The organism is Pseudomonas sp. UBA5706, from assembly GCF_002419965.1.
In the GTDB taxonomy this organism is placed as follows: domain Bacteria; phylum Pseudomonadota; class Gammaproteobacteria; order Pseudomonadales; family Pseudomonadaceae; genus Aquipseudomonas.
The window spans coordinates 159,763-184,463 of sequence record NZ_DIHC01000038.1 but is presented as its reverse complement, the minus strand read 5'-3'; the positions used below and the strand labels follow the sequence as shown (position 1 = coordinate 184,463).

The window sequence follows — 24,701 nt, the reverse complement described above, 5'->3', positions numbered from 1 at the left end:
GCATTCCCCCATCACACCCCTGAAACCCGCAATCTGAGAATAAGGATTCAGCTCATGGCTCAAGTGACTCGTAGAGGCGCCCCGGTACAGATCAGCGGCGAGCTGCCGAAAGTCGGCAGCAAGGCGCCCGCCTTCAAACTGGTGGGTGGCGATTTGGCTGACGTGACCCTGCAAACCTTTGCCGGCAAGCGCAAAGTGCTAAACATCTTCCCAAGCGTCGACACCCCGACCTGCGCCACGTCGGTGCGCAAATTCAACGCTCAGGCCAACGAGCTCGATAACGCGATGGTGCTGTGCATCTCGGCGGACCTGCCGTTCGCCCAAGCGCGTTTCTGCGGCGCCGAAGGTCTGGAAAACGTGAAAAGCCTGTCCACGATGCGTGGCGCAGAGTTCTTGCAGGACTACGGCGTTGCCATCGCCGACGGCCCGATGGTTGGCCTGACCACTCGCGCCGTGGTGGTTCTGGACGAAAACAATACCGTGTTGCACAGCGAACTGGTTCCCGAGATCGGCCAGGAGCCAAACTACGAAGCCGCGCTGGCCGTGCTTAAGTAAGGTATCCGTTGCGGATTGCCTGTCTCTGGATTGCTCATTTAAGCCCGGCAAAACATCGCAACACAAAACGGCCTGACGCGATCAGGCCGTTTTTATTTGCAGGTCAGCACCTTAGCAAAGTAAGCACTCGGTAAATTGCCGGTAAAGGCCCTTTGCTTGGCACGCAACTATGCTTATTGTTCAGCCTCCCGAAGACGCTCACGCGCAAACTGGTTAACTTATTCATGCAATCGTCTGGTTCTCGTAACTCCCGTCGCTGGCTGATTAGCCTGTTGGTTCTATTGATCGTCGCAGTCGTGTGCTGGTATTTCTGGCCAGGCTCGGCGGCAAAAACCGACGCGACCGCGCAAAAGAACGAGCAGCCGCACAAGGGCGCAAGCCGCAGCGGCGGGGCCGGCAAGGTTGTCTCGCAGCGCCCGGGCTTCGGCGGTTCTACAGGGCCGGTCCCGGTGCGTGTAGCGCCTGCCACGACGGGTGATTTCCCGATCTACTACAAAGCGCTGGGCACCGTCACGGCGCTCAACACCATCAACGTGCGCAGCCGGGTGGCGGGCGAGCTGGTCAAGATCAACTTTGAGGAAGGGCAACAGGTCAAAGCCGGCGACCTGCTGGCGGTGATCGACCCGCGCAGTTATCAGATCGCGTTGCAACAGGCCGAAGGCACGCTGATGCAGAATCAGGCGTTGCTCAAAAACGCTCAGACCGACGTACAGCGCTACCGGGACCTGTACAAGCAAGACAGCATCGCCAAGCAGACGCTGGACACTGCCGAGTCGCAGGTCGGGCAGTATCTGGGCACGATCAAGACCAATCAGGCGGCCGTGGGCGACGCAAAACTTAATCTGGACTTCACGCAGATCCGAGCGCCCATCTCCGGCCGCATCGGCCTGCGTCAGCTGGACGTCGGCAACCTGGTGGCGGCCAACGACACCACGGCACTGGCGGTCATCACCCAGACCAAACCGATCACGGTCAATTTCACATTGCCGGAAAAAGACCTGGCCGAGGTGATCGGGCATTACCGCAGTGGCGACAAGCTGCTGGTCGAAGCCTGGGACCGGGGCGATGCGAAACTGCAAGCCAAGGGCGTACTGGCGAGCATCGACAATCAGATCGACATCACCACCGGCACCCTGAAATTCAAGGCGCGCTTCGACAACGACAACGAAGCGCTGTTTCCTAATCAATTCGTCAATGCACGGCTGCTGGCCACGACCATGAAAAACGTGGTGCTGGTGCCGTCGGCGGCGGTGCAGTTCGGGGTCAACGGGACGTTCGTGTATGTGATGGATGGCGACAAAAAGGTACGTATCCGCCCGCTCAAGGTTGGCCCGAGCGATGAAAACTCCACCGTGGTCACCGAAGGTCTGGCGGTGGGCGATCGCGTGGTGCTGGAAGGCACCGACCGCTTGAAGGACGGCAGCGACGTTGAGGTGGTCAACGACAGCAAGGATGTGCCGGTGACCCCGGGCCAGAAGCTGCAAGGCCAGCCTTCCAAGGAACCCGGTGAATCGGCCGGGGTTGGTACCGCGAAAAAAGGCAACGTATGAACCTGTCCCGCCTGTTCATCCTCAGGCCCGTCGCGACCACGCTGAGCATGCTGGCCATCGTTCTGGCTGGCCTGATCGCTTACACCCTGCTGCCGGTTTCGGCGTTGCCGCAGGTGGATTACCCGACGATCCGGGTCATGACGCTGTATCCGGGTGCCAGCCCCCAAGTGATGACCAGTGCCGTGACTGCGCCCCTGGAGCGTCAGTTCGGGCAGATGCCGGGGCTGACGCAGATGGCCTCCACCAGTTCCGGCGGCGCTTCGGTGATCACCCTGCGTTTCAGCCTGGACATTAATATGGATGTTGCGGAGCAGGAAGTGCAGGCCGCGATCAACGGCGCCACCAACCTGCTGCCCAACGACCTGCCTGCGCCGCCGACCTACAACAAGGTCAACCCGGCCGACACGCCGGTACTGACCCTGGCGATCACCTCGAAAACCATGCTGCTGCCCAAACTCAACGATCTGGTCGATACGCGCATGGCGCAGAAGATCGCGCAGATCAGCGGCGTCGGTATGGTCAGCATCGCTGGCGGGCAGCGTCAGGCGGTGCGGATCAAGGTCAACCCCGATGCGCTTGCTGCCAGCGGCCTGAACCTGTCGGACGTGCGCACGCTGGTCAGCGCGTCCAACGTCAATACGCCCAAGGGTAATTTCGACGGCCCGACCCGGGTGTCGATGCTCGACGCTAACGACCAGCTCAAATCCCCCGAGGAATACGCCAACCTGATCCTGGCCTACAAGAACGGAGGGCCGCTGCGTCTGAAGGACGTGGCGCAGATCGTTGACGGTGCGGAAAACGATCGTCTGGCAGCCTGGGCCAATGAAAATCAGGCGGTGTTGCTGAACATCCAGCGTCAGCCCGGTGCCAACGTCATCGAGGTGGTTGACCGGATCAAGGCGTTGCTGCCGAGCATTACCGACAACCTGCCAGCCGGCCTGGATGTGACAGTGCTCACCGACCGCACCCAAACCATTCGTGCCTCGGTTAGCGATGTGCAGCACGAATTGCTGATTTCCATCGTGCTGGTGGTGCTGGTGACGTTTCTGTTCCTGCGCCGTTTCAGCGCCACGATCATTCCGTCGGTGGCGGTGCCACTGTCGCTGGTCGGCACCTTTGGCGTGATGTACCTGGCCGGTTTTTCGGTTAACAACCTGACCCTGATGGCCATGACCATCGCCACCGGCTTCGTGGTGGACGATGCAATCGTGATGCTGGAGAACATTTCCCGGCACCTGGAGGAGGGCGAGACCCCGCTGCAGGCCGCACTCAAGGGCGCCAGGCAGATCGGCTTTACCCTCATATCGCTGACCATCTCGCTGATTGCGGTACTGATTCCGCTGCTGTTCATGGCCGATGTGGTCGGGCGGCTGTTCCGCGAGTTCGCCATCACGCTGGCCGTGGCCATTCTGATCTCGCTGGTAGTGTCGCTGACGCTGACGCCGATGATGTGCGCACGGCTGCTCAAGCGTGAACCCCGGGAAGAAGAACAAGGCCGCTTTTATCGCGCCAGCGGCGCGTGGATCGACTGGTTGATTGCAGCCTATGGGCGCAAATTACAGTGGGTGCTCAGGCATCAGCCGCTAACCCTGCTGATCGCCATTGCCACGCTGGCGATCACCGTGCTGCTGTACCTGGCGGTGCCCAAGGGTTTTTTCCCGGTGCAGGACACCGGCGTGATCCAGGGCATTTCCGAGGCGCCGCAATCGGTGTCCTTCGCCGCCATGAGCGAGCGCCAGCAAGCACTGGCGAAGATCATCCTCCAGGACCCGGCGGTGGCCAGCCTGTCGTCCTATATCGGTGTTGACGGTGATAACGCGACGCTGAACAGCGGGCGCATGCTGATCAACCTCAAGCCGCATAACCAGCGTGACCTGTCGGCAGCCCAGGTGATTCAGCGCCTGCAGCCGCAAGTGGATCAACTCTCCGACATCCGCTTGTTCATGCAGCCGGTGCAGGACCTGACCATCGAAGACCGCGTAAGCCGTACGCAGTACCAGTTCAGCATGTCCTCGCCAGATGCCGAGTTGCTCAGCCTGTGGAGCGGCAAGCTGGTCGAGGCCCTGGCCGAACGGCCGGAACTCACCGACGTGGCCAGCGATCTGCAGGACAAGGGCCTGCAGGTGTACCTGAATATTGATCGCGATGCCGCCAGTCGTCTCGGCGTGACCGTCGCCAATATCACCGATGCCTTGTATGACGCCTTTGGTCAGCGGCAGATTTCCACCATCTATACACAGGCCAGCCAGTACCGTGTGGTGCTGCAAGCGGCAGCGGGCAACGATCTGGGACCACAGGCGCTGGAGCAGATACACGTCAAGACCACCGATGGCGGCCAGGTCAAACTTTCAAGTCTGGCCAGGGTCGAGCAGCGTCAGGCGCAACTGGCCATCGCGCACATGGGGCAGTTCCCGGCAGTCATGATGTCGTTCAACCTGGCGCCCGGCGTGGCGCTGGGCAAGGCGGTGGACGTGATCGAGCAGGTGCAGAAGGACATTGGCATGCCGATTGGCGTGCAGACCGAATTTCAGGGGGCTGCCGAAGCCTTCCAGGCGTCGCTGTCGAGCACACTGTTGCTGGTGCTGGCGGCCGTGGTGACCATGTACATCGTGCTGGGCGTGCTATACGAGAGTTACATTCATCCGATCACCATTCTTTCGACCTTGCCGTCGGCAGCCATCGGCGCATTGCTGGCCCTGATTCTGAGCGGCAACGACCTGGGCATGATCGCGATCATCGGCATCATTTTGCTGATCGGCATCGTCAAAAAGAACGCGATCATGATGATCGACTTCGCCCTCGACGCCGAACGCAACCGGGGCGTTGACCCACAAACGGCGATCTACGAAGCCGCGCTGCTGCGCTTCCGGCCCATCCTGATGACCACCCTGGCCGCGCTGTTTGGCGCTATCCCGCTGATGTTCGCCACCGGCTCTGGCGCTGAATTGCGTCAACCGCTGGGTCTGGTCATGGTCGGTGGCCTGTTGGTCAGTCAGGTGCTGACGCTGTTTACCACGCCGGTCATCTACCTGTATTTCGACCGGATGGGTCGCAGGTTCCGGCGCCCGGGCAAAACCGAGGTGGCGCTATGAGCGGCGAGCCTGGCGCGATAAGTTGCAAGCTGAGCAGCGGCGCGGCTTGTCCTTGTGACGTGGCGCTCGATGCTCGGAGCTTGTTGTTGTGAACCTTTCTGCGCCGTTTATTCGCAGGCCCGTGGCGACGATGCTGCTGAGCCTGGCGATCATGCTGCTGGGCGGCATGAGCTTTAACCTGCTTCCGGTGGCGCCGCTGCCGAACATGGACTTCCCGGTGATCGTGGTCACGGCATCGTTGCCGGGCGCCAGCCCGGAAATCATGGCGTCCAGCGTGGCCACGCCGCTGGAGCGTTCCCTGGGCACGATTGCCGGGGTCAACACCATGAGCAGCCGCTCGAGCCAGGGCACCACACGGATCATTCTGCAGTTCGACATGGACCGCGACATCAATGGCGCGGCCCGGGAAGTCCAAGCCGCGATCAACGCCTCGCGCAGCCTGTTGCCCAGCGGGATGCGCAGCATGCCGACCTATAAGAAAGTCAACCCGTCTCAGGCGCCGATCATGGTCCTGTCGCTGACCTCTAACGTACTGGAAAAAGGCCAGTTGTACGACATGGCCTCGACCATCCTCTCCCAGAGCCTGTCCCAGGTAAACGGCGTGGGCGAGGTGCAGATCGGTGGCAGTTCGCTGCCTGCGGTGCGGGTCGAACTCGAACCCAAGCTGCTCGATCAATACGGCGTGTCGCTCGACGATGTGCGCACCACGATCTCCAACGCCAACGTGCGCCGCCCGAAAGGTTCGGTGGAGACCGCCGAGCACAACTGGCAGGTGCAGGCCAACGACCAGTTAGAGAAAGCCAAGGACTACGAACCGCTGGTGATTCGCTATCAGAACGGCGCTGCACTGCGCCTCAAGGATGTGGCCAAGGTCAAGGATTCGGTCGAGGACCGCTACAACAGTGGCTTCTTCAATGAAAAAGCGGCGGTGCTGTTGGTGATCAACCGCCAGGCCGGGGCGAACATCATCCAAACCGTGGCGGCGATCAAGGCACAGTTGCCTGCGCTGCAAGCGGTGCTGCCCGCCAGCGTCAAGCTGGACCTGGCCATGGATCGCTCGCCGGTGATCAAGGCGACCCTGCACGAGGCCGAAATGACCCTGCTGATTGCCGTGGTGCTGGTGATCATGGTGGTGTTTCTGTTCCTGGGCAACTTCCGCGCCTCGCTGATCCCGACCCTGGCCGTGCCGGTGTCGCTGGTAGGCACGTTCGCCATCATGTACCTGTGCGGCTTTTCCCTGAACAACCTGTCGCTGATGGCGCTGATCCTCGCCACGGGACTGGTGGTGGACGATGCCATCGTGGTGCTGGAGAACATTTCCCGGCACATCGACGAGGGTGTGCCACCGATGCAGGCGGCGTATCGCGGCGCGCAGGAGGTGGGGTTTACCTTGCTGTCGATGAACGTATCGCTGGTTGCTGTGTTCGTTTCGATCCTGTTCATGGGCGGGCTGGTGGAAAGCCTGTTCCGTGAGTTTTCCATCACCTTGTCGGTTTCCATCGTGGTCTCGCTGGTGGTCTCGCTGACCCTGACGCCGATGCTCTGCGCTCGCTGGCTCAAGCCTCACGTGCCGGGGACGGAAAACCGTTTGCAGCGCTGGAGCCAGCGGGTCAACGACCGCATGGTCGCCGGTTACGACCGCAGCCTGGGTTGGGTGCTGCGGCATCGGCGGCTGACGCTCCTCACGCTGCTGATCACCATCGGCGTGAACATCGCGTTGTACGTGGTGGTGCCGAAAACCTTTTTACCGCAGCAAGACACCGGGCAGCTCATGGGCTTTGTCCGTGGCGACGACGGTCTGTCGTTCTCGGTGATGCAGCCAAAAATGGACGTGTATCGCACCGCAATCCTCAAGGATCCAGCGGTGCAGAGCGTGGCCGGGTTCATCGGCGGCAACGGTGGCACCGGCAACGCGTTTATCATCGTGCGCCTGAAGCCGATCGCCGAGCGCAAGATCGGTGCCGAGCAAGTGGTCGAACGCCTGCGCAAGGAGGTGCCGAAAGTGCCGGGCGGGCGCCTGTTCCTGCAGCCCGATCAGGACCTGCAACTGGGCGGCGGGCGTGAGCAAACCACCTCGCAATACCAGTACATCCTGCAGAGCGGCGATCTGGAAAGCTTGCGCTATTGGTACCCGAAAGTGGTCGCGGCGCTTAAATCGGTCAAGGAACTGACCGCCATCGACGCCAACGACGGCGGAGGTACCCAGCAGGTAACCCTGGTGGTCGACCGTGATGCAGCCAAGCGCCTGGGCATCGACATGAACATGGTGACCACGGTGCTGAACAACGCTTACAGCCAGCGTCAGGTTTCGACCATTTATGACCCGCTGAACCAGTATCAGGTGGTGATGGAAGTCAATCCTAAATACGCCCTCGACCCGATCACGCTGGAGCAGGTGCAGGTGATCACCGCCGCTGGCGCACGGGTGCCTCTGTCGACCATCGCGCACTATGAACGCAGCCTGGAAGAGGACCGGGTCAACCACGACGGCCAGTTCGCGTCGGACAATATTTCCTTTGATCTCGCCGAAGGCGTGACCCTGGACCAGGCCACGGTAGCCATCGAGCGCGCAGTGGCGGCGGTGGGCCTGCCCGAAGACGTGATCGCCAAGATGGCTGGCACCGCCGATGCCTTTGCGGCCACCCAGAAGAGCCAGCCGTGGATGATTCTCGGCGCCCTGGTGGCGGTGTATCTGGTGCTGGGGGTTCTGTATGAAAGCTACGTGCACCCGCTGACGATTCTCTCGACCCTGCCGTCCGCCGGAGTTGGCGCGCTGCTGACCATCTACCTCACGGGCGGGCAGTTCAGTCTGATTTCCTTGCTGGGGCTGTTCCTGCTGATCGGTGTGGTGAAAAAGAACGCCATCCTGATGATCGACCTGGCGCTGCAGCTCGAGCGTGGCAGTGGCATGACGCCGCTGGAGTCGATTCGCAACGCCTGCCTGCAGCGCCTGCGCCCGATCCTGATGACCACGCTGGCCGCGATTCTCGGCGCCGTTCCGTTGTTGCTCAGCAGCGCCGAAGGCGCGGAAATGCGACACCCACTGGGCCTGACCATCATCGGCGGCCTGATCCTCAGCCAGATTCTCACGCTGTACACCACGCCTGTGGTTTACCTTTATCTCGACCGTCTGCGCCACCGGGTCAACAGGTGGCGCGGTGTGCGGACGGATGCTGCCCTGGACACTGCGCTATGACTCATCGCCCGAACGTTTCGATCCAACCGCGCAGCGTGCCGTTGCGCCGCATTTTCGCGGTCAGCCTGTGCGCACTGCTGCTGAACGCCTGCGCGGTCGGACCTGACTATAAAAAGCCGGACGTCACCACGCCCGCCCACTTCAGGCAAGCCGAGGGCTGGACGCAGGCCAACCCCAGTGACGCCATGGATCGTGGCGCGTGGTGGGAAATTTATGGCGACGCGCAGTTGAACGCGCTGGTGGAGAAACTCAACACCTCGAACCAGACCGTTGCCCAGTACGAGGCGCAATATCGCCAGGCCGCCGCATTGGTGCGCAGCGCGCGTGGGGCGTTCTTCCCGACCCTGGACCTGACGACCAGCAAGAACCGTTCAAGCCAGGGCACCGGCAGCAGCAACTCCAGCCTGAGCAGCTCCAACAGCGGGATTCGTGACACCTACAACGCGCAACTGGGCGTGAGCTGGGAAGCGGATGTGTGGGGCAAGTTACGCCGTGGCCTGGAGGCCGACAAGGCCAGCGCCCAGGCCAGCCTGGCAGACCTGGCCGCGATGCAATTGAGCCAGCAATCGCAACTGGTTCAGAACTACCTGCAATTGCGGGTCATCGACGAGCAAAAGCGCCTGCTCGAATCCACCGTCGAGACTTATCAGCGCTCGCTCAATCTGACGCAAAACCAGTACCGCGCAGGGATTTCCGGACGTGATGCGGTGGCCCAGGCGCAGACCCAGCTTAAAAGCACCCAGGCCGACCTGATCGATCTGGCCTGGCAGCGAGCGCAATTCGAAAGCGCAATCGCAGTAATGATGGGCCAGGCGCCAGCGGATTTCAGCCTGGCGCCGACCACCAGCGTCCCGGCCTTGCCGCAGATTCCGGCGCAGTTACCTTCGCAGTTGCTGGAGCGGCGCCCGGACATCGCCGCGGCCGAACGCTCGGTGATGGCTGCCAACGCCAATATCGGCGTGGCCAAGGCTGCGTACTACCCGGACCTGACCTTGAGCATGAACGGCGGCTATAGCAGCAGTACGTTCAGTAACTGGATCACCTTGCCGAACCGTTTCTGGTCGGTCGGGCCACAACTGGCGTTGACGCTGTTCGACGGCGGTCAGCGCGCGGCTGAAGTGGAGCGCACCGAGGCGGTGTACGACCAGACTGTGGCGCAGTACCGCCAGACCGTGCTGGACGGCTTCAAAGAGGTCGAGGACTACATGGCGCAGCTGCGGGTGTATGAGCAAGAGGCGAAGGTGCGTGCCCAGGCGCTGGATGCAGCCCGGGACTCGTTACGCTTGACCAGTAACCAGTACAAAGCCGGCCTGATCGGTTATCTCGACGTGGTAAACGTGCAAACCACTGCGCTGAGCAACGAGCGCAGCGTGCTGACATTGCTGCAGAGCAGGCTGGTCGCCAGTGTTCAACTGATCGCTGCTTTGGGCGGGGGTTGGAATGCCCAGAGCGGGCTGTCCCGAGATCCCCGGATGTCTTCACGCTGACAGCGCGCGTGCTGCCGTTATTTGACGATGTGTCGCGACTTTCCCGTCAGCTTAGGTAGAATCGCCAGCGGACTCATCGGAATTCACGGCTCCCTGTCGTCGGGCTTGCATTGGTCCGAGCGCGGCGCACACAAGCCTGTCCGAGAGCTGGATTTGACGTTCACGCGTTGCAAGACACCGGGTCGGTCCGAATGGTGGTCGTGCAGCCGCGGGTCGGCAGGTCTGAAAAAATAATTGCGCTTGGATTCGGACTCTCTCATGGAAAAGAACCTCCTCATCACCGGCGGCTCCAGAGGTATTGGTGCTGCCACTGCAGTTCTGGCGGCTTCGCAAGGATATCGCGTTTGCATCAACTACCTGTCCAACCACGCCGCTGCGGAGCGGGTCTGCGAGCAGATTCGTGAAGCGGGCGGCTACGCCGTCGCGATCCAGGCAGACGTTAGTAACGAAGACGAGATCGTCCGTCTGTTCACCCGGGTCGACGCCGAACTGGGGCGCGTCAGCGCGCTGGTGAACAATGCCGGGACGGTAGCGGAGACCTCGCGGCTGGAGAACATGTCCGAGTTTCGCATGCTCAAGATCATGATGAGTAACGTGGTCGGGCCGATGCTGTGCAGCAAGCACGCCTTGCTGCGCATGTTGCCTCGTCATGGCGGCAACGGCGGCAGCATCGTCAACGTATCGTCTGCGGCGGCGCGTCTGGGCTCTGCGGGTGAATATGTCGACTACGCCGCTTCAAAGGGCGCGCTGGACACCTTCACCATCGGTTTGGCCAAGGAAGTGGCGGGTGAGGGCGTGCGGGTCAACGCAGTGCGGCCTGGGTATATATTTACCGATTTTCACGCATTGAGTGGTGATCCGCAGCGCGTGAGCAAGCTGGAATCGAGCATCCCGATGGGCCGCGGCGGATTGGCCGATGAGGTGGCCGAGGCGATTCTTTGGCTGTTGTCGGACAAGGCGTCGTATTCGACCGGCACGTTCATTGACATGGCGGGCGGCCGCTGATCGCAGGGCCAGCCGGTCTCCTAAGCCCTCCAGACGGAAGCCTGAGTGCATCACGCCATCAACGAGCGAATGATCTTGCCCAGGGTTTGCATGGCCCGCTCGCTGGCATCGCTCCAGGGGCTGCCATAGTTCAGGCGGATGAAGTGGTTAAAGCGTCGGGTGGCCGAAAAGATCGGCCCCGGCGCAATGCTGATGCCCTGGGCCAGCGCGATCTGAAAGACCTTCAGGGAGTCGATCTGCTTCGGCAACTCCACCCACAAAAAATACCCCCCGGTGGGCTGACTGACCCGCGTGGTGGTTGGGAAATACCGCGCCACGGCGCCGAGCATGGCGCGTAGTTGGTCTTCAAGGCTGATACGCAGCTTACGCAGATGCCGGTCATAGCCACCATGTTGCAGGTAATCGGCGATTGCAGCCTGGGCAGGCATCGAGGCGCACAGGGAGGTCATCAGTTTCAGCCGCTCGACCTTTTGCGCGTAACGCCCGGCAGCGACCCAACCCACCCGGTAACCCGGCGCCAGGCTCTTGGCGAACGAGCCGCAATGCAGCACCAGCCCTTCGCTGTCGAACGCCTTGGCCGGTTTCGGCGCATGTTGTCCGTAGTACAGCTCGGCATAGACGTCATCCTCGATCAGCGGCACCTGATGCTTGCGCAGCAATTCCACCAGTGTGCGTTTACGCGATTCGGCGACCGTTGCCCCGGTGGGGTTCTGAAAGCTGGTCATGCTCCAGCAGGCTTTTATCGGATGCCGCTCCAGGGTCTGTTCGAGCACTTCCAGATCGATTCCGGTCTGCGGATGCACCGGGATTTCCACTGCCTTGAGTTTCAGCCGCTCCAGCACTTGCAGACACGCGTAAAAGGCAGGCGCCTCGATGGCCACCAGATCACCCGGTTCGGTCACTGCTTGCAGGCACAGGTTCAAGGCCTCCAGCGCGCCATTGGTGATCAGCAGTTCTTCCATGGCCAGCGTTAGCCCGGCCACCCGGTAGCGCAGGGCGATTTGTCGACGCAGTGCCGGGTTACCGGGCGACAGATCGCTGACCACCATGCTTGGGTCCATTTCGCGGGTCGCGCTGGACAATGAGCGGGCCAGACGTTGCAGGGGGAAGAGGCCTGCGCTGGGAAACGCCGAACCGAATGGCACGGTGTTTGGGTCCTTGATCGATTCAAGCACCGAAAACACCAGTTCGCTGACGTCCACCTCGGTGGATTCGCTCACCTGCGCTGCTGGCGTCGGTTCTGCCAGCGGTCGGGCGTGTAGACGTCCGGCGGCGAAGGTCATTTTGATGACGCTTTCATTGACGAAGTAACCCGAGCGTGGCCGCGCACGAATCAGCCCGCGCCGCTCCAGCAGGTAATAGGCTTGAAATACCGTAGAGGGGCTGATGCCGTGAGTCTGGCTGGCATAGCGCACCGAAGGCACACGCTGACCGGCCGCCAGCACACCGGAGCGGATCAACTCAGCGATGTCGTCGGCAAACTTTTCATAACGCTTCATGGAGGGCTCGCAGATCTATGATCAGCGAACTATGCGCGTCCATGTGATTTCAGTACAGATGCAGGTTTTTCGATTAAAAGCGGATCAGATGCACTGATGCAGCCAAAGCTAACGATCCAGCGCGCAACACGGGTGCACACTGACATCAGCCCTGAGCACACCGAGGTGCCCAAGGCCGCCTTGCGCAGTGGACAAGTCGCTATGCAAGGCCCGCTGCCAGGACCGCAGGCGGCTCTTGACTGGGCGGATCGCCTTTGGGCGGTTCGATCACCGGGGGCATGGTGTCTGGCGGGGGATCTTCGGGTTTTGGCACCGGCAGCTGCGGCTCATCAATATTAGGATCGGGCGTTTCTGCTGGAATGGGAATGGTCATTGCTACACCTTCCTTAATAGCGCAGATTGCAAGGAGGCAAGAGTGCCGAGTTTGAACGCGCTCGCTGGTTTCGACAGCGCCCGCTGATGAATGATTCATCGGGTTTCACGCCTGCTTTTCCACGCGTCGGATCAGCTGCTACGGTTGGATTTTACGTGGCGCAAGCTGTTTGAACTTTTCCCCGAAACTGGCGCTCGGAACCTATGCGGCCAATATCGGGCATCCTGTCTGCTTTGACGTTGTGCCTTGGCTATCAATGGAAGAAACGTCGAACCAATGGACTTTTACGGATTGCTACAAGGAGCGTCCCTGGGGCGTGAGGAGTGATGCTCGATGAATGTGACTGCTGATCAGCCATACGGCCCGGATTCCCTGGCCACCGATGTTCCACACCCAATTCAGCCTTTATCTCTGACCCAAGCCTTGCAGTTGCCACGCATTGTCATAGAAGACACAACGCCTGTAATCGACAATGGGCAGCTTGCGGCCAAGGGCATCATTGGCCAGCCGGTAACGGTCACCAGCAAGGTGTACGCCGACGGACACGACAAGATGGCGGTGCGCATCCGCTACCGTGCCGCCGACGAGCAGCAATGGCATCAAGCGCCCATGCGCGAACTGGGCAACGACAGCTGGGTCGGTGAGTTCACCCCTACCTCGGTTAGCCGCTATCTGTTTCGCCTGGAAGCCTGGATCGATCAGTTCGCCAGCTACCGCTACGAACTTGAAAAGAAGTATGCAGCCGGCGTAACCATCAACCTGGAGTTGGAAGAGGGCCGCCTGCACCTGCAGCATGCGGCCGAACGCAGCCAGCATGAATTGCGTGGGCAGCTCGACAGCCTTCTGCAACGTTTGGGCGACACTGCCAAACCTGAAGACCAGGTTGCTTTGCTGTTGCACAGCGAAACGGCAGCGATCATGTCCAAGGCCGATAACCATGCCTTCCTAAGCCGTAGTCTTGAATATCCGCTGGATGTCGAGCGCGAGCTGGCGCAGTTTGCCAGTTGGTACGAGCTGTTTCCGCGCTCGATCACCGATGATAAGCATCGCCACGGCACCTTCAACGATGTGCATAGCCGCTTGCCGATGATTCGCGACATGGGCTTTGACGTCCTGTATTTCCCGCCGATCCATCCCATCGGCCGTGCCCACCGCAAAGGCCCGAACAATTCGCTGACTGCCGGTCCCGACGACCCGGGCAGCCCGTACGCCATCGGCAGCGCCGACGGCGGCCACGACGCCATTCATCCGCAGCTCGGCACCCGCGAGGATTTCCGCAAGCTGGTGGCCGCCGCTGCCGAGCATGGTCTGGAAATCGCCCTCGATTTCGCGATCCAGTGCTCGCAAGACCACTTATGGCTCAAGGAGCATCCGGGCTGGTTCTCGTGGCGTCCGGACGGCACCATCCGTTACGCGGAAAACCCGCCGAAAAAATACCAGGACATCGTCAACGTCGACTTCTATGCGCCTGACGCTGTCCCGAGCCTCTGGCTTGAGCTTCGCGACGTGGTATTGGGTTGGGTCGAGGAGGGGGTCAAGATCTTCCGCGTCGACAACCCGCACACCAAGCCGCTGCCGTTCTGGCAATGGATGATCGCCGATGTGCGTGCGCTGCACCCGGAGGTGATGTTCCTCGCTGAAGCGTTCACCAAGCCGGCGATGATGGCGCGGCTGGGCAAGGTCGGTTACTCGCAGAGCTACACCTATTTCACTTGGCGCAACACCAAGGCCGAACTGAGCGAGTACTTCACCGAACTTAATGAATCGCCGTGGCGCGAATGCTACCGGCCGAACTTTTTCGTCAACACGCCGGACATCAATCCGCGGTTCCTGCACGACTCCGGTCGTCCGGGGTTTCTGATTCGCGCCGCGCTGGCGACCATGGGCTCGGGCCTGTGGGGCATGTATTCGGGGTTCGAACTGTGCGAATCAGCGCCTGTGCCGGGCAAGGAGGAATACCTGGATTCGGAGAAATACGAGATCCGACCCAGGGACTACACCGCGCCGGGCAATATCATCGCGGAAATTGCCCAGCTCAATCGCATACGTCGTCAGAACCCGGCCCTGCAAAGTCACTTGGGCCTGCGCATCTACAACGCCTGGAACGACAACATTTTGTACTTCGGCAAGCGCAGCGCCGATGGCAGCAACTTCGTGCTGATCGCAGTCAGCCTTGATCCGTACAACGCACAGGAAGCGCATTTCGAACTGCCCCTGTGGGAAATGGGCCTGGCTGACGATGCGGCGACATTGGGCGAAGACCTGATGACCGGGCACAGCTGGACCTGGTACGGCAAAACACAGTTCATGCGCATCGACCCGTCCTACCAGCCGTTTGGCATCTGGCGCATCAAGGCCACACATCAATAATTAAAAAGGAAGTGGTCATGGCGAAGAAACCCCGGAACGCTGCCTTTATCGAAGACCCGCTCTGGTACAAGGATGCGGTGATTTACCAGGTTCATGTGAAGTCGTATTTCGATTCCAACGACGATGGAATCGGGGATTTCCCCGGCCTTATCGCCAAGCTCGACTACATCGCCGAGCTTGGCGTCAACACTATCTGGCTGTTGCCGTTCTACCCTTCGCCGCGCCGCGACGACGGTTATGACATCTCGGACTATCGCGGTATTCACAGCGATTACGGCAACATGTCCGATGCCAAGAAATTCATCGCCGAAGCGCACAAGCGTGGCCTGCGGGTTATTACGGAACTGGTCATCAACCACACCTCCGATCAGCACCCGTGGTTTCAGCGTGCGCGGCATGCGAAGAAAGGCTCCAAAGCCCGCGACTTTTATGTTTGGTCCGACGACGACCAGAAATACAGCGGCACGCGGATCATCTTTCTCGACACCGAGAAGTCCAACTGGACCTGGGACCCGGTGGCCGGCCAATACTTCTGGCACCGCTTCTACTCGCACCAGCCTGACCTGAACTTCGACAACCCGCAGGTGATGAAGGCGGTTCTGGAAGTCATGCGCTATTGGCTGGACATGGGCATCGACGGCCTGCGTCTGGACGCGATTCCATACTTGATCGAGCGCGACGGCACCAATAACGAGAATCTGCAAGAGACGCACAACGTGCTCAAGCAGATTCGTGCCGAAATCGACGCTAATTACCCCGACCGCATGTTGCTGGCCGAAGCCAATCAATGGCCGGAAGACACGCAGTTGTATTTCGGGGAGCGCAAGGGCAAGGACGGTGACGAATGCCACATGGCGTTCCACTTTCCGCTGATGCCGCGCATGTACATGGCCGTGGCCCAGGAAGACCGCTTTCCGATTACCGACATCCTGCGCCAGACCCCGGAAATTCCGGAAAACTGCCAGTGGGCTATTTTCCTGCGCAACCACGATGAATTGACCCTGGAGATGGTCACCGATCGCGAGCGCGACTATCTGTGGAATTATTACGCTTCTGACCGCCGTGCGCGGATCAATCTGGGCATCCGTCGTCGTCTGGCGCCGCTGCTGGAACGCGACCGCCGCCGCGTAGAACTGCTCAACAGCATGCTGTTGTCGATGCCAGGCACACCGACCCTTTACTACGGTGACGAGATCGGCATGGGCGACAACATCTACCTCGGCGACCGCGATGGCGTACGCACGCCCATGCAGTGGTCGATAGACCGTAACGGCGGGTTTTCCAGGGCCAACCCGGCCAGCCTGGTATTGCCGCCGATCATGGACCCGCTGTATGGCTACCAGTCGGTCAACGTCGAGGCGCAGGATCATGATCCGCATTCGCTGCTGAACTGGACTCGCCGTATGCTTGCCGTGCGCAAGCAGCAAAAGGCTTTCGGCCGCGGCACGCTGAAAATGCTCTCGCCGAGCAATCGCCGGATCCTGGCCTACACACGCGAGTACACAGGACCTGATGGCAAGACCGAAATCATCCTGTGCGTCGCTAACGTTTCCGCCGCCTCACAGGCTGCGGAACTCGAACTGTCCCCGTATGCCGGCACCGTGCCGGTGGAAATGCTCGGCGGCAGCGCCTTCCCACCTATCGGCCAGCTCAATTACCTGCTGACGTTGCCGCCCTACGGCTTCTACTGGTTCCTGCTGGCCGCGGAGAATCAAATGCCTAGTTGGCACGTTGAACCGGCCCAGAGCCTGCCCGACTTTCCGACCCTTGTGCTCAAACAGCGTCTGGAAGAATTGCTCGATGAACCGTTGCGCCAGACGATGGAGCAGAACTCTCTGGCTGCGTACCTGCCCAAACGACGGTGGTTCGCCGGCAAAGGCAAACCGCTGGACAAGGTTCATATCGCTTACGCCGTGCGGTTCGGCACCACGGTACGCCCGGTGTTATTGAGCGAAATCGAGGTCACCTCGGGTGGCGAAGTGGCGCGTTATCAGCTGCCATTCGGCCTGTTGCCCGAGGACGACATCAGCAGCGCGCTGCCGCAGCAACTGGCGCTGTCACGCGTTCGCCGGGGACGCCAGGTGGGGCTGATCACCGACGCTTTCACCCTGGAGCCGTTTATCCGTGCCGTGATCAAGGGCATGCACGAGGAGATCGTGCTGCCGACGAGTGATGGCGAGTTGCGCTTCCAGCAAAGTTCGCAACTGGCCCCGTTGGGCCTGACCGATGACGCGGAGGTGCGCTACCTGTCTGCCGAGCAGTCCAACAGCTCGGTGGTGGTCGGCAAGGCGCTGGTGCTGAAGATGATTCGTCGCGTGGCTGCGGGGGTCCACCCTGAACTGGAGATGGGCGCCTATCTGACCGAGGCGGGTTATCAGCATATTTCGCCCTTGCTTGGCGCCGTGGTCCGTGTCGACAGCAACGGCGAAAGCAATCTGTTGATGATTGCTCAAGGTTATTTGAGCAATCAGGGCGATGCGTGGGAATGGACGCAAAACAACCTTGAGCGTGCTGTGCGCGATGAGATGGCTCGCAGTCCATCCTCGGTTGAACAGCACGCCAATGCGCTGCTTGAACTTAAGGATTTCGCCGGCTTGCTCGGTCAGCGCCTGGGCGAAATGCACGTCGTGCTCAGCGCGCCTACCGACAATCCAGACTTCAAGATCGAAGTCACCAGCGTTAAGGACAGTCAGGCATCGGCGAAAAGTGTCGGCGCCCAGATCGAGCGCGCGCTGGATTTGCTGGAGCAACATCGCGACACCCTGGAACCTGCCGATCAGCAACTGGTCAGTGAACTGTTGGGCAAACGCAAAGCGCTGCTGGCCAAGGTGCAGACCTTGGCCAAACAGTCGGTGGGCGGCTTGCGCATGCGTGTGCACGGTGACCTGCACCTGGGGCAAATGCTGGTGGTCAAGGGGGATGCGTATCTGATCGACTTCGAGGGTGAACCGGCGCGTCCGTTGCAGGAACGCCGAGCCAAATACAGCCCCTTCAAGGACGTCAGCGGCGTATTGCGATCGTTCGACTACGCTGCCGCCATGGCCGTACGCAATGCCCAGAGCGCCGACACGTCGGCTCAGGCTGCGGCGGCGCGCATGCATGTTGCTCAGACCTATTTGACCCAGGCGCGGGACGCATTCCTCGATGGCTACAAGAACGCCACCGTCGATGTTGCCCACGCCTGGAAAGATACCCGGGGAGAGTCCGCCGCACTGGCGTTGTTCACCTTGGAAAAAGCTGCTTATGAAGTGGCCTACGAGGCTGAGAATCGGCCGACCTGGTTGTCGGTTCCGCTTCAAGGTTTGCGCGGGCTGCTGGACCTGTCTGATGGAGAATGAAAATGAGTGCGTCTGACCAATTCGGCAAAGGCAACCACCAGTTGTTGCCCAACGCCGGCGATATGGACGCGTTGATTCGCGCCGAACATCGCGACCCGTTCTCCATGCTGGGCCCTCACAGCGATGGCCATGACGGCCAGATCATCCGTGCCTATCTGCCCAACGCGCTGAGCGTGCGTGTGCTGTCTCGCGACGGTGAGCGTGATTTGGGCGAGCTGGGGATGACCGATAAACCCGGTTTTTTTGCCGGTCATTTTCCGGTGCGCGAGCCCTATCTGCTGAAGATTCAGTGGGCCACCGGTGAGCAGATCACTGAAGACCCTTACAGCTTCGGGCAATTGCTGGGCGAGATGGACCTTTACCTGTTCGCCGAAGGCAATCACCGAGATTTGAGCGCTGCGTTCGGTGCTCAGGTGCGCAACGTCGATGGCGTGGACGGCGTTCGTTTCTCGGTGTGGGCACCTAACGCTCGCCGGGTTTCGGTAGTCGGCGACTTCAACAGTTGGGACGGCCGTCGGCACCCGATGCGCGTGCGCTATCCGTCTGGCGTTTGGGAAATATTCATCCCGCGTCTGGCACCGGGCGAGGCCTACAAATACGAGATCCTCGGCCAGCACGGCATCTTGCCGTTGAAGGCCGATCCGATGGCGCTGGCCACCCAGTTGCCCCCGGCCACTGCCTCCAAGGTTGCCAAGCCGTTGAGCTTCGAGTGGCAGGACAGCGAGTGGATGCAGTCGCGCGATGCCAAACACGACATTCACCAACCGCTGTCGATCTATGAGTTGCACGCCGGCTCCTGGCAATGGCACCACGGCGGCGAAGACGAGCCGGATCGTCCTTACAACTGGCACGAATTAGCCGAGAAACTGATCCCGTATATCCAGAAACTGGGGTTCACCCACATCGAGTTGATGCCGATCATGGAGCACCCGTTCGGTGGCTCATGGGGTTATCAACTGCTATCGCAATTTGCCCCAAGTGCCCGTTACGGCACCCCGGAAGACTTCGCCGCCTTTGTCGACGCCTGCCACCGTGCCGACATTGGTGTGATCCTCGACTGGGTCCCTGCGCATTTCCCAACCGATACCCATGGCCTGGCGCAATTCGACGGCACCGCGCTGTACGAGTACGCCAACCCTCATGAAGGTTTTCACCAGGACTGGAACACCTTGATCTACAACCTGGGCCGTACCGAGGTCCACGGGTTCATGATTGCTTCGGGTTTGCACTGGCTGAAAAATTTCCATGTCGATGGCCTGCGCGTGGATGCCGTGGCTTCGATGCTGTATCGCGACTATTCGCGCAAGGCCGGTGAGTGGGTGCCGAACCGCCACGGTGGTCGAGAAAACCTGGAGGCGGTCGAGTTCCTGCGCCATCTCAATGACGTGGTGGCTCTGGAAGCACCCGGTGCGCTGGTGATCGCTGAGGAATCCACCTCCTGGCCCGGTGTCACTCAGCCGACCCAGCAGGGCGGTCTGGGCTTCTCGTACAAATGGAACATGGGCTGGATGCACGACACGTTGGAGTATGTCGAGCAGGATCCGATTCATCGTCAGCATCACCATGACAAGCTTAGTTTCGGGCTGGTGTATGCGTGGTCCGAGCGCTTTATCCTGCCGATCTCCCACGACGAGGTGGTGCACGGCAAGCGGTCGCTGATCGACAAGATGCCGGGGGATCGCTGGCAGAAATTCGCTAACCTGCGGGCCTACCTGACGTTCATGTGGACCCACCCGGGCAAGAAGTTGTTGTTCATGGGCTGTGAATTCGGGCAATGGCGCGAGTGGAATCACGACACTGAACTGGATTGGCATTTCCTGGGCGATGAGAACATCAACGGCTACGGTGACCACAAGGGTGTACACAAATTGGTGGGTGATCTCAACCGGTTGTATCGCGAGGAAAAAGCGCTGCACGAACAGGATTGCCAGCCGCAAGGTTTCCAGTGGGTGATCGGTAACGACGCGGGCAACAGCGTCTATGCCTACTTGCGTTGGAGCAAAGACGGCGAGCCCCTGCTGGTGGTTGCCAATCTGACGCCAGTGCCCCGGGAGGGTTACCGCGTGGGTGCGCCATTCGGCGGCAAATGGGCCGAGGTGCTTAACTCCGACGCCGAGGCGTATGCAGGGTCCAACATTGGCAACGGCGGCGGTGTCACGGCTGAAGACATCAGCAGCCACGGGCAGGCGATGTCGCTGTCGCTGAAACTGCCACCGCTGGCGGTGGTCATTTTCAAGCCGGTAAAGGGCGAGTAACCTTCGTCGCGCGGTCCGCCACGGACTGAACGGCGGGAGCGGGGCAGGCACTGCATCGTGCCTGACCCGCAGCTTCGCGCCACGCTTGCCCATCAGACGTGCATCTGTCATACCCCCGCCAGACGAACGTCACCTCCCTGTAGTGAACCTGAAACGATTTCGACGGTCTGTTGACCACTGCGCGCGTGGTGCGCCGGGTCATGAGGCCCCGGCGTGTTCAGGCCCCGCTCGCTGTTGCCGACTCCTAGCAGTTGCAGCGCATGCCCGTCGCTGCCGACCAGGCTTCTGTCCATCGCATGTGGCCCGTCCATCCGGCCTTTCTTTTTATTTTGTCGAAGATTCCCCATGTCTCTATCTCGCCCTGTTTCAGTTTCTTGCGTTCAATCCACTTTCTTGCCGGGCGCTCGACGCCGTTTGCTCAGCGCTAGCCTTTTGGGGATCTTCCTGGCCGTTGGCGCGACTGGGCAGGCTCACGCCGAAGGCAAGGATCGTTGGGTCAGCGATACGCTGAGCACTTACGTACGCAGTGGCCCGACCGACGGCTACCGCATCGTCGGCACGCTCAAGTCCGGGCAGAAAGTCGAACTGCTCAATACCCAGGGCGACTACAGTCAGGTACGCGGCAACGCCGGCGACACGGTGTGGATTGCCTCCAATGATCTGCAGCAGGTACCCGGCCAGACCGAGCGCCTGCCACAGTTGACGCAACAGGTTGCCGACCTGAGTGCACAGCTGAAAACCATCGATGACGACTGGAAAACCAAGGTGCAGGGCATGCAGGAAACCCTCGACTCGCGCAAGAAGCTGGTAGACGAATTGGAGGCCCGTGCCAAGGACCTCAACGCTCAATTGACCGATGCGCAATCGGAGCTGCGTTCCACCCAGGCCAAGCTGGGCGACGAGAACAACCAAGTGCTGATGCGCTACATGGTCTATGGCGGCAGCATCGCTGGCGCGGGCTTGCTGCTGGGGCTCATCTTGCCGGCGTTGACCCGCGGTCGTAAACGCAACGATCGGTGGTTCTGACGGCTCGGCCGGTCTGAATAACCCTTGCACTGATCCCCGCGCGTCCCCTCCGTCATCCCGCAGAATACTGACGGTGGCGGGCTGCAGATGAGTAGCTGATAACCAGTTGATATCAAGGATTGAAGATTTGTCATTGGGATTTATCGCAGGTCTGTTCTAGCTTCGGCTGGCATTCAGATCCATACCTTCGATAGGCATAACAATGACAATAAAAACTGATCTGGCCGCCGCTGCGGCTATCGAAAGCGCCGTGCGCAAGTGTCGCTGCAAACTCCTCCCGTTCCTGGCATTGATGTTTGCGCTGGCGATGATCGACCGCTCCAACGTCGGTTTCGCCAAGGCTGCGCTGCAGACCGACGTGGGGCTGAGCAACGCGGCATTCGCGTTGGGTGCCGGCATCTTCTTCATCGGTTACGCCCTCTTCGAAGTCCCCAGTAATCTGATGCTGCATCGGGTCGGGGCACGTGTGTGGCTCAGCCGAATCATGATCACCTGGGGCCTGGTCTCGGCCGCGATGATGTTTACCCACAGCCAGACCAGCTTTTACGTGCTGCGCTTGTTGCTGGGTGTGGCCGAGGCAGGCTTCTCGCCAGGCGTCATTCTCTACCTCACTTACTGGTTTCCGGCCCGCCGTCGCGGTCAGGCCATCGGCATCTATTACTTTGGCCTGCCGTTCGCGCTGATGTTGGGCGGCCCGCTGTCGGGCTGGCTGCTGGACATGCATGACGTCTTCAAGCTTGCCAACTGGCAATGGATGTTCCTAGTTGAAGGCCTGGCTGCGGTGGTCGTGGGCATCGTTGCGTTGTTCTACCTCAAGAACAAACCCCAGGACGCCACTTGGCTAAGCGTTGAGGAGAGGGCTGCGCTGAGCGCCGAACTGCTGGCAGAGGAGCGGCAGAAACTCGATCATGGCCCGCGCAACCTGCTGGCCATGGTGCGCAATTTACGGGTCTTGAAATTAATCCTGATCTATTTCAGCGTCCAGGTCAGCGTGTATGGTGTGATCTTTTACCTGCCAACGCGCGTTGCCGAACTGCTCGGCACCACGGTTGGGCTAAAGGTTGGCACGCTGACGTCGATTCCTTGGCTTTGCGCAGCGGCGGCGATGTTTTTCGTGACGCGCTACGCCGACCGCCGCGCGCGGCATTTGCCGATGGCGATGTGCATGCTAGGGATGGCGGCGCTCGGGATTGCCGCAGCGACCTTGCTCTCCAGTCTGCCGTTGGTGTTGCTGTCGTTCTGCTTCGCCGCCGCTGGCTTCGTGACGGTCCAGCCATTGTTCTGGACATTGCCGACCGGATATCTGGGTGGCGTTGCGGCCGCAGGCGGTATCGCCCTGATCGGCTCGCTGGGCAACATCGGTGGTTTCGTTGCGCCGATGCTCAAGGCCAACATGGAGGTCTGGGTAGCGGACCCGCGTGCCGGCATGCTCTCGTTGTCGGCGGCCGGAGTACTCGGGGTGATCCTGCTCTGGACCCTGCGCAGCGGCCAGCCCACTCGACCGATCGACACTCAGGCCGCGACGGCTTCCCTGGCTGCGCGCTGATAACGAAACCATACCCAGGCGGCCAACAGTCCCGAGGCAGCGCCAATCGCCATGGCCCAACGCGGCCCGAACAGGTCGGCGACCCAGCCCACGATCGGCGCGCCGATCGGGGTCCCACCCAGCGTGGTCGCCAGCAGAATGGCCATGACCCGGCCACGCATCAGTGGCTCGGTCGACAGCTGCACCATGCTGTTGGCCGACGTGGTGAAGGTCTGCGCGCTTATTCCCAGTACAAACAGCAACAGGCCGAACAACCAGAAGTTGGTCATCATCGCCGCCAACAGAAAACACCCGCCAAACAATGCACAGGCGCGAAACACCAGCGTGGCCGTGGGCCGCGCTCGACGGGCCGAGAGCAGGGCGCCGGTTACCGAGCCCACGGCCATCAATGAGGTCAACAGGCCATAGCGGGCGGAGTCCGCGTCGAAGACAGTTACCGCCATGGTCGAGATATAAATAGGAAAATTCAGGCCGAAGGTGCCGACCAGGAACAGCATCAACATGATGGCCTTCAGGTCGGGTCGCCCCCAGACGTAACGAAAGCCTTCGGCCAGCTGCCCACGAGCCCGGGGAGGGCGCTCACGTACATGCAGTTCAGCGGTGCGCAGCTTGCACAGTGAGCCGATCATCAGGGCAAAGGTCAGCACATTGAGCAGGAATACCCAGCCGTTGCCCACCCACGGAATCAACAGCCCGGACACGGCCGGGCCGATCATCCGCGCCGCATTGAACGACAGCGAATTAAGGGCCACGGCGTTGCTCAGGTGAGTCTCGTCCACCAGGTCGGAAACGAACGTTTGCCGCGCCGGGCCGTCAATCGCCGCCACGCAACCGGAAACCAGCGCGAAGAAATACACATGCCACAGTTGTACATGCCCGCTGACCGTCAACAACCCCAGGCCAAGGGCCGACGCGGCAAAGCCCAGCTGTGTGCCGATCAGCAGTTTCCGGCGATCGAGGTGGTCTGCCGCAAAACCACTGATGGGCAGGAGCAACAGCATCGGCCCGAACTGCAGCGCCATGACGATGCCCAGCGCCGTGGCATTTTGCTGGGTGAGTTGTGTGAGTACCAGCCAATCCTGGGCCGTGCGTTGCATCCAGGTGCCGACATTGGAGACCAGCCCGCCGATGGACCAGATGCGGAAGTTGTACACGGCCAGCGAGCGAAAGGTTCTGGCCATCAGATCGGGTGTACTGCGAAGAAGCGGGTTTTCACCGGGCTGGCCTTTGGGGTCGGTCGATAACTGCAGCGTCAGTGCGCCTTGGACGGTCGTCGACGGTGGCTATGGGGTGGCGCGCAGACCCAAGGTTACGCGTATACCGGCACCGGATGAAAGAACGCTGATGCGCCGAGGGAACGCGCGCGCCGGTAAAACCTGACGGGTGCTATTAAATAACTTGTCATGGGT

General features: G+C 60.8%; 15 protein-coding genes. 11 read left to right on the top strand and 4 right to left on the bottom strand.

From position 1 onward, the window contains the following. Positions 1–54: 54 nt before the first annotated feature. The 6 genes from tpx to B3I26_RS18660 all read left to right on the top strand — a co-directional run bounded on the left by tpx (position 55) and on the right by B3I26_RS18660 (position 10,885). Positions 55–555 (top strand): thiol peroxidase, encoded by a 501-nt coding sequence (gene tpx, locus B3I26_RS18685; RefSeq protein WP_296259771.1) that lies wholly within the window; start codon positions 55–57, stop codon positions 553–555. Positions 556–764: 209 nt separating this feature from the next. After that, positions 765–2,105: an MdtA/MuxA family multidrug efflux RND transporter periplasmic adaptor subunit gene (locus B3I26_RS18680; protein WP_296259839.1), complete on the top strand. Its 1,341-nt coding sequence runs from the start codon at positions 765–767 to the stop codon at positions 2,103–2,105. Beyond that, positions 2,102–5,197, top strand: coding sequence for an MdtB/MuxB family multidrug efflux RND transporter permease subunit (locus B3I26_RS18675; RefSeq protein ID WP_296259769.1), 3,096 nt, complete (start codon positions 2,102–2,104; stop codon positions 5,195–5,197). The genes B3I26_RS18680 and B3I26_RS18675 overlap by 4 nt, the downstream gene beginning before the upstream one ends. Positions 5,198–5,285: 88 nt before the next feature. After that, entirely contained in the window at positions 5,286–8,393 is a 3,108-nt protein-coding gene (locus tag B3I26_RS18670) for an efflux RND transporter permease subunit (RefSeq protein WP_296259768.1), read from the top strand. Beyond that, complete coding sequence (locus B3I26_RS18665; protein WP_296259766.1) at positions 8,390–9,880, top strand: efflux transporter outer membrane subunit; 1,491 nt, start codon at positions 8,390–8,392, stop codon at positions 9,878–9,880. Before B3I26_RS18670 ends, B3I26_RS18665 begins: the two co-directional genes overlap by 4 nt. Before the next feature lie 258 nt (positions 9,881–10,138). Beyond that, positions 10,139–10,885 carry an SDR family oxidoreductase gene (locus B3I26_RS18660; RefSeq protein ID WP_296259765.1) on the top strand — a complete coding sequence of 249 codons (747 nt, stop codon included), beginning with the start codon at positions 10,139–10,141 and terminating at the stop codon, positions 10,883–10,885. 50 nt (positions 10,886–10,935) lie between these two features. Here the strand turns inward: B3I26_RS18660 and mapR are convergent, their stop codons facing one another. Then, positions 10,936–12,384 (bottom strand): GntR family transcriptional regulator MpaR, encoded by a 1,449-nt coding sequence (gene mapR, locus B3I26_RS18655; protein ID WP_296259763.1) that lies wholly within the window; start codon positions 12,382–12,384, stop codon positions 10,936–10,938. Between the two features lie 199 nt (positions 12,385–12,583). Further along, on the bottom strand, positions 12,584–12,757 hold the full coding sequence (locus tag B3I26_RS18650; RefSeq protein WP_296259761.1) for a hypothetical protein: 174 nt from the start codon (positions 12,755–12,757) through the stop codon (positions 12,584–12,586). A 333-nt stretch (positions 12,758–13,090) separates the two neighbouring features. Between B3I26_RS18650 and B3I26_RS18645 the strand changes: the two genes are divergently transcribed. Genes B3I26_RS18645 through glgB form a run of 3 tightly spaced genes read left to right on the top strand, consistent with a single transcriptional unit; the run spans position 13,091 to position 20,720 of the window. Then, entirely contained in the window at positions 13,091–15,127 is a 2,037-nt protein-coding gene (locus tag B3I26_RS18645) for an alpha-1,4-glucan--maltose-1-phosphate maltosyltransferase (protein ID WP_296259760.1), read from the top strand. 17 nt (positions 15,128–15,144) lie between these two features. Next, positions 15,145–18,465 (top strand): maltose alpha-D-glucosyltransferase, encoded by a 3,321-nt coding sequence (gene treS / locus B3I26_RS18640; RefSeq protein WP_296259759.1) that lies wholly within the window; start codon positions 15,145–15,147, stop codon positions 18,463–18,465. A 2-nt stretch (positions 18,466–18,467) separates the two neighbouring features. After that, complete coding sequence (glgB, locus tag B3I26_RS18635; protein WP_296259757.1) at positions 18,468–20,720, top strand: 1,4-alpha-glucan branching protein GlgB; 2,253 nt, start codon at positions 18,468–18,470, stop codon at positions 20,718–20,720. Positions 20,721–20,827: 107 nt separating this feature from the next. Here the strand turns inward: glgB and B3I26_RS18630 are convergent, their stop codons facing one another. Further along, positions 20,828–21,031, bottom strand: coding sequence for a hypothetical protein (locus tag B3I26_RS18630; protein ID WP_296259755.1), 204 nt, complete (start codon positions 21,029–21,031; stop codon positions 20,828–20,830). 34 nt (positions 21,032–21,065) lie between these two features. Between B3I26_RS18630 and B3I26_RS18625 the strand changes: the two genes are divergently transcribed. Both B3I26_RS18625 and B3I26_RS18620 read left to right on the top strand, forming a co-directional pair. Beyond that, the gene (locus tag B3I26_RS18625; protein ID WP_296259753.1) at positions 21,066–21,746 is read left to right on the top strand and encodes a TIGR04211 family SH3 domain-containing protein; all 681 of its coding nucleotides are present in this window, start codon (positions 21,066–21,068) and stop codon (positions 21,744–21,746) included. Between the two features lie 202 nt (positions 21,747–21,948). Beyond that, entirely contained in the window at positions 21,949–23,292 is a 1,344-nt protein-coding gene (locus tag B3I26_RS18620) for an MFS transporter (protein ID WP_296259751.1), read from the top strand. Here the strand turns inward: B3I26_RS18620 and B3I26_RS18615 are convergent. Further along, positions 23,259–24,473 (bottom strand): MFS transporter, encoded by a 1,215-nt coding sequence (locus tag B3I26_RS18615; protein ID WP_296259749.1) that lies wholly within the window; start codon positions 24,471–24,473, stop codon positions 23,259–23,261. The two genes, B3I26_RS18620 and B3I26_RS18615, sit on opposite strands and share 34 nt — an antisense overlap. Positions 24,474–24,701 lie beyond the last annotated feature (228 nt).

Excerpts from the sequence above, each read along its gene's own strand:
- tpx (WP_296259771.1), top strand. The coding sequence starts at position 55 with ATGGCTCAAGTGACTCGTAGAGGCGCCCCGGTACAGATCAGCGGCGAG.
- B3I26_RS18615 (WP_296259749.1), bottom strand. The coding sequence starts at position 24,473 with ATGGCCAGAACCTTTCGCTCGCTGGCCGTGTACAACTTCCGCATCTGG.
- glgB (WP_296259757.1), top strand. The coding sequence starts at position 18,468 with ATGAGTGCGTCTGACCAATTCGGCAAAGGCAACCACCAGTTGTTGCCC.
- B3I26_RS18650 (WP_296259761.1), bottom strand. The coding sequence starts at position 12,757 with ATGACCATTCCCATTCCAGCAGAAACGCCCGATCCTAATATTGATGAG.
- treS (WP_296259759.1), top strand. The coding sequence starts at position 15,145 with ATGGCGAAGAAACCCCGGAACGCTGCCTTTATCGAAGACCCGCTCTGG.
- B3I26_RS18660 (WP_296259765.1), top strand. The coding sequence starts at position 10,139 with ATGGAAAAGAACCTCCTCATCACCGGCGGCTCCAGAGGTATTGGTGCT.
- B3I26_RS18665 (WP_296259766.1), top strand. The coding sequence starts at position 8,390 with ATGACTCATCGCCCGAACGTTTCGATCCAACCGCGCAGCGTGCCGTTG.
- B3I26_RS18630 (WP_296259755.1), bottom strand. The coding sequence starts at position 21,031 with ATGGACGGGCCACATGCGATGGACAGAAGCCTGGTCGGCAGCGACGGG.
- B3I26_RS18625 (WP_296259753.1), top strand. The coding sequence starts at position 21,066 with ATGTCTCTATCTCGCCCTGTTTCAGTTTCTTGCGTTCAATCCACTTTC.
- mapR (WP_296259763.1), bottom strand. The coding sequence starts at position 12,384 with ATGAAGCGTTATGAAAAGTTTGCCGACGACATCGCTGAGTTGATCCGC.
- B3I26_RS18645 (WP_296259760.1), top strand. The coding sequence starts at position 13,091 with ATGAATGTGACTGCTGATCAGCCATACGGCCCGGATTCCCTGGCCACC.
- B3I26_RS18620 (WP_296259751.1), top strand. The coding sequence starts at position 21,949 with ATGACAATAAAAACTGATCTGGCCGCCGCTGCGGCTATCGAAAGCGCC.
- B3I26_RS18675 (WP_296259769.1), top strand. The coding sequence starts at position 2,102 with ATGAACCTGTCCCGCCTGTTCATCCTCAGGCCCGTCGCGACCACGCTG.